At 67.3% G+C, this 1,596-nt stretch carries 2 protein-coding genes; both read left to right on the top strand.

The window, feature by feature from the left end; genetic code table 11:
• Positions 1-252 precede the first annotated feature (252 nt).
• The gene (locus E2C06_RS36370) at positions 253-654 is read left to right on the top strand and encodes a hypothetical protein (RefSeq protein WP_133293370.1); all 402 of its coding nucleotides are present in this window, start codon (positions 253-255) and stop codon (positions 652-654) included.
• Positions 655-1,169: 515 nt separating this feature from the next.
• On the top strand, positions 1,170-1,448 hold the full coding sequence (locus E2C06_RS36365; RefSeq protein WP_133293369.1) for an HNH endonuclease: 279 nt from the start codon (positions 1,170-1,172) through the stop codon (positions 1,446-1,448).
• The last annotated feature ends 148 nt before the right edge of the window (positions 1,449-1,596 follow it).

The following is a 1,596-nucleotide window of genomic DNA, read 5'->3' as shown; positions in this document are numbered from 1 at the left end:
GAACGGCGCCGCCCGGGGGTTGGGGCTCGCCCCACCCCCGGGCATCAAGGGGGTCAGGTTTCGATCGGCGGACCAAGACGAAGTGGGTCAGATTTCAGGCGGCGTTGACACAAGGCCGCGCTCGGCAAGTGGTCGGGCCTGTTCGCGCGGCTCTGCCTACTGTTCCACCTGGTCGAGACGGCTGGTGCGGGCGGGCTCGGTCAGCCGGCGGCGAGGCCGTGCGAGACGGTCACCGAGGAGACGGCACGGCGGGTGGCGGCCTTGCTCCGCGAGGTCCTGCTGCCCCACCTGCTGCGGGCCGAGGCAGTGATGTTCGCCTCGACCCAGACAGGCCATGCGCGCTGGATCGCGGGGTTGATCCTGGCGCGGGGCGAAGCGCGCATCACCCAGCGCGACGTCGTGCAGGCCTATGGACCGCTGAGGTCACCTGAGAGCCGGCGCGAGCTGCTGGAGGTGATGGAGAGCTTGGTGTCGATGGCCTGGCTCCAGCCCGAACCACAGAGCAATCCGGCGCGGCCGGCGGCAGGCTGGTCCGTCAACCCGGCCGTTCACACCACCTTTGCCGCGCGGGCCGCGGCGGAGCGCGCGGCTCGACAGGTCGCCCGCGACGCGGTTGCCGCGACCCTGCGGCGCAAGACGGGGAGCATCGGGTGATGTTGCAGATGTTGCTGATCGTCTGGGAGCCGGAGATGCGCCTTGCGGTGCGGAGGCTCGCTCGGGCGCTTTCCGCCCTGCGTGGAGATGCAGGAAAGCCGTGGCTTTCAGGATGGTGGGCCATGTCACGGCGCTGGCGCGGAGCGGCCTGAGCGCAAATGTTGCAGATGTTGCTCGCGCGCGTGAGACATTGAAGCGTTTCACCTCCTCCCTCTCTTACCCTTCCATCTCTGCCCGTCCTGTACGCTCCGCGCGCGCAAGCAACATCTGCAACATCGGCCATCGAACGCCCGACGCCGCGCGTGGCTGGCTTCTCGGAGGTGAGCGAGAAACACGGAAAAAATTACCGACATCGTAGTGCTGCGTAGTCCCGAGTATTTGCGGTGTATTGTAATGACCTGCCTGAATGGTGTATTATCCTCTGGTCGCTGGAAGTTCCGGCGCGGCGGAGTGTATCGAGGATGCCTGTTTCTGTCGCATGGACCCCGGACGTCGCGTCTACTCGGATCAAGGCCATGGCATCGCGCTCGCCGCAGCATCGTCCCGCAGGTTGGACGCCGGCTCCGAAGTACGCTGACCCGCTGCACCGGCACTACCACACCAAGGCCTGGCAGCAGGTCAGGCAGGCGGTGATCGCCCGCGACGGTGGCCGCTGCACCGTCTGCCGCGGGCCGGGCAACACCGTCGACCACATCCGCGAGGTGCGCGACGGTGGCACGGATGCGCTGAGCAATCTCCGCTTGATGTGCGGCCCCTGCCACAACCGCCGACATGGCGAGCGAGGTGGCCGGTGACGCCCGCGCTGACCCCCCCCGGGGATTCAAAGTCCGGCTGTCAACGGCGGAGGAATATTGGAGCGCCCGGCGGAGTAAAATTGGGGCAGCCGGTAGCCACCGCTTGAGCTTGGTGACCGCTACTGGGTTGCGGTTGGTTTCGGATGGG

The organism is Dankookia rubra, from assembly GCF_004355005.1.
GTDB lineage: Bacteria > Pseudomonadota > Alphaproteobacteria > Acetobacterales > Acetobacteraceae > Paracraurococcus > Paracraurococcus ruber_A.
The sequence above is the reverse complement of the archived record's forward strand: the minus strand, read 5'-3'. Positions and strand labels throughout refer to the sequence as shown.